Origin of the sequence: Streptomyces calidiresistens (genome assembly GCF_014141525.1) — a bacterium.
GTDB lineage: Bacteria > Actinomycetota > Actinomycetes > Streptomycetales > Streptomycetaceae > Streptomyces > Streptomyces calidiresistens.
In genome coordinates this window covers 1-3,239 of the sequence record NZ_VKHS01000642.1, presented here as the reverse complement: position 1 = coordinate 3,239, position 3,239 = coordinate 1, and the positions used below count along the sequence as shown (strand labels likewise).

Here is a 3,239-nt window from a genome sequence, read left to right as displayed (position 1 = left end):
GCCGTGCTCAGCGGCGCCGAGCGCCGGGGGCGTTGGCGGGTGGGCGGCCGGGTCAACGCCGTGGCCTTCCTCGGCGGGGTGGAACTCGACCTGACCCGGGCCTACTTCGAGCAGCGGGTGGTGACCCTCAACGTCACCGCCGTCATGGGCGGGGTGGAGATCAAGGTGCCGGAGAACATCACCGTGCGCGGCTCCGGCACCGGCATCATGGGCGGGTTCTCGATGGGGGAGCACGAGTCCTCCGACCCGAACGCCCCGGTCCTGGTCGTCCAGGGCCTGGCCCTGATGGGCGGCGTGGAGGTGAAGCGGGCCTCCGGCGAGGAGGTGCACGACCTGCGCGCCCCCGATCGCGACTGAACCGGCCCACCCGGGACGTGCCGGGGGCTCCCCCCGGATCCGACGCGCCGGCCCCGCCCCGCGCGGGCGCCCCCGGCGAACGGATGTCCGGGGCCTTTCCGGGGTCGCGCCGCCCGGGTGCGGAACCCCCCTGCGATCCGACTGTTTGGCTCTCCGTGCATAAGCGTGCGCGCAGCGGGTAGGGCAGAGAGACCGTCACCCGTATGGCCGCACCCCGGCCGGCGGGGGCCAGGGCCGGCCGCCGTCGCACGGGTGGTGATCCGTCATCGCGAGAGCGACCCCGGTAGCCGTCGTCAGGAGTTGACCGTGCTGCATCCGCCGCCCGAGTCGTGGTCCCCCGCTGCCCCGGCGCAGCACGCCCGGAAGGAGCCCGCGGGGCCCTGGCACTCGGAGGCCGCCTGTCGGCGGGACGAGGCGGGGCTCTTCTTCGCCCCCTCACGGGAGCCCACCGCCCATCGCCTCTCCCGTGAACAGGCGGCCAAGGCCGTGTGCGCGCGCTGCCCCGTCCTGTTGGAGTGCCGCGAGCACGCCCTCGACCAGCCGGAACCCTACGGCGTGTGGGGCGGCCTGACCGCCGCCGAGCGCCGCGTGGTGCTCGGCCGCCGGCGGCGTCGGGACGCCGCGGAGGTCCCGCCGCCGGTGGAGCGCATCGCCTGACGCGTTCCGGTGCCGGAGGACCTCCCGCCCGTCCCGTCCGGGTCGGATGCCCGGCCACGCTCCCGGGGCTCCCCGGCCGTTCCGGTGCCCCGTACCGTCCCGCGGCGGTCCCGTGCGCGCGGCGCTGTTCCGGCGCGCCCCCGCGGCCCGCGGTGTACCGCCACGCCGGCCCGCGGAGTCCCGGGTCCGCCGCCCGCCGTGGGGGCGGATACCCGGCCCGCGGGGGAGCATGCCCCCGTGCGCGGTCCGGGCTCCCGCCCCGCGGGACGCGCCGGCCCCCGCACGGGTTCGGCGCGTCCCGGGTTCGACGCTCGGCTCAGCGCGCCCGCTCGAAGTCGATCGCGCTGTAGGCGCGCAGCTTCGACAGCCGGTGCGTGGAGTCGATCTGGCGGATCGTCCCCGACTTGGAGCGCATCACCAGGGACTGCGTGGTGGCGGTCTCCGCGCGGTACCGCACGCCGCGCAGGAGTTCGCCGTCGGTGATGCCGGTGGCCACGAAGAAGACGTTGTCGCCGCGCACCAGATCCTCGGTGAGCAGCACCCGGTCCGGGTCGTGCCCGGCGTCCAGCGCGCGCCGCCGCTCGTCCTCGTCGCGCGGCCACAGCCGGCCCTGGATGGTGCCGCCCAGGCACTTCATGGCACAGGCGGCGATGATGCCCTCCGGGGTGCCCCCGATGCCCAGCATGAGATCCACGCCGGTGCCCTCGCGGGCGGCCATGACCGCGCCCGCGACGTCGCCGTCGGCGATCAGCCTGATCCGGGCGCCGGCTTCCCGTACCTCCTTGACCAGGTTCTCGTGGCGGGGCCGGTCCAGCACGACCACGGTGACGTCCTCGGGGGCGCACCCCTTGGCCTTGGCGACCCGGCGGATGTTCACCGCCACCGGGGCGTTGATGTCCACGAACTCGGCGGCCTCGGGGCCGGCGGCCAGCTTCTCCATGTAGAAGACGGCGCTGGGGTCGAACATCGCGCCCCGGTCGGCCACCGCGAGCACCGAGACGGCGTTGCCCATGCCCTTGGCGGTGAGGGTGGTGCCCTCCACCGGGTCCACGGCGACGTCGCACTCGGGGCCGGTGCCGTCGCCGACCCGCTCGCCGTTGTAGAGCATCGGGGCCTCGTCCTTCTCGCCCTCACCGATGACGACCACGCCGTTCATCGAGACGGTGGAGACGAGGGTGCGCATGGCGCGGACGGCGGCGCCGTCCGCGCCGTTCTTGTCGCCCCGGCCGACCCAGCGGCCGGAGGCCATGGCCCCGGCCTCGGTGACCCGCACCAGTTCCAGGGCGAGGTTGCGGTCCGGGGCCTCGGGACTGACCTCCAGGGGAGGCGGGAGATGATGATCCGACATGACGCACCTTTCTGCGCGTCTGCGCGGCTCGGGGCCGCGACGGGCTGAGGGTTCCCTCGACTCTATCCGCCTCTCGTACACCTGAGCATCAGGTACCTCCGATGAGCGAAGCCGGTGACCGGGCGCCGCATGGGGAGGGGTCCCGCCCGGCCCGCGACCGGCATGGGGGACCATGGAGGGGTGAGCGGGAACGGAGACCGGAGCGGAATCGAGACCACGGCGGCCGGGACGACCACGGGAACCGGGGGTGCCGCGGCGCCCCCGGAGGCACCGCGGGAGCCCACCGACGGCGCGGACGCCCCCCGGGGGCCCGGGGGCGCGGCGCCCCGGCCCGGCGGCGGACGCGGACTGGCGGGCAAGTCGGTCCGCGACATGGTGCTGTCCATGGCCGTGCTGCTGGTGGGCGTCTTCTTCGTCTACCTCTTCGTTCCCAACGATCCCTCGCAGGACCCGGTGCGGCCGGTGGAGTACCGGGTGGAGGCGAACACCGCGTCCCGGGCCGCCCCCTACGAACTCCTGACCCCCCGCGACCTGCCGGAGGAATGGCGCGCCACCTTCGTGCGCTATCGCGCCGCGGACCCGCACGGCGCGGTGTGGCGCCTGGGCTTCATGGACCCGGAGAACGAGTACGCGGCCCTGGCCCAGACCGACACCGTCGGCGGGGACGAGGGCGACGCCTTCGTGGCGGATCTCACCCGGGGCGCGGAGGAGACCGGGGAGACGGTGCGTCTCGGGGATCGGGAGTGGGCCTGGATGACCGGTGACCGCTACGACGCGCTGGTCTCCACCGACCCGGAGGGGACCGTCGTCGTCACCGGCACGGCACCGCGCGAGCGGCTGGAGTTCTTCGCGGAGTCCCTCGCCCCCTGGGAGATCG

Annotated in this window: 4 protein-coding genes; 3 read left to right on the top strand and 1 reads right to left on the bottom strand. The window is 75.1% G+C overall.

From position 1 onward, the window contains the following. Together FOE67_RS20855 and FOE67_RS20850 are read left to right on the top strand one after the other, a co-directional pair. Positions 1 to 357 (top strand): LiaF domain-containing protein (locus tag FOE67_RS20855; protein WP_228474118.1); only part of this gene is annotated, 357 nt, incomplete at its 5' end. A gap of 306 nt (positions 358 to 663) precedes the next feature. Continuing rightward, on the top strand, positions 664 to 1,014 hold the full coding sequence (locus FOE67_RS20850; RefSeq protein WP_182666373.1) for a WhiB family transcriptional regulator: 351 nt from the start codon (positions 664 to 666) through the stop codon (positions 1,012 to 1,014). Between the two features lie 316 nt (positions 1,015 to 1,330). Here FOE67_RS20850 and glpX read toward each other — a convergent pair whose 3' ends face one another. Beyond that, on the bottom strand, positions 1,331 to 2,362 hold the full coding sequence (gene glpX, locus FOE67_RS20845) for a class II fructose-bisphosphatase (protein ID WP_182666372.1): 1,032 nt from the start codon (positions 2,360 to 2,362) through the stop codon (positions 1,331 to 1,333). A 180-nt stretch (positions 2,363 to 2,542) separates the two neighbouring features. Between glpX and FOE67_RS20840 the strand changes: the two genes are divergently transcribed. Then, the coding region (locus tag FOE67_RS20840) for a DUF4245 domain-containing protein (protein WP_182666371.1) at positions 2,543 to 3,239 on the top strand (697 nt) is incomplete at its 3' end.

What these genes read in the sequence shown, in the direction of transcription:
- glpX (WP_182666372.1), bottom strand. Translation starts at nt 2,362, where the DNA reads ATGTCGGATCATCATCTCCCGCCTCCCCTGGAGGTCAGTCCCGAGGCC.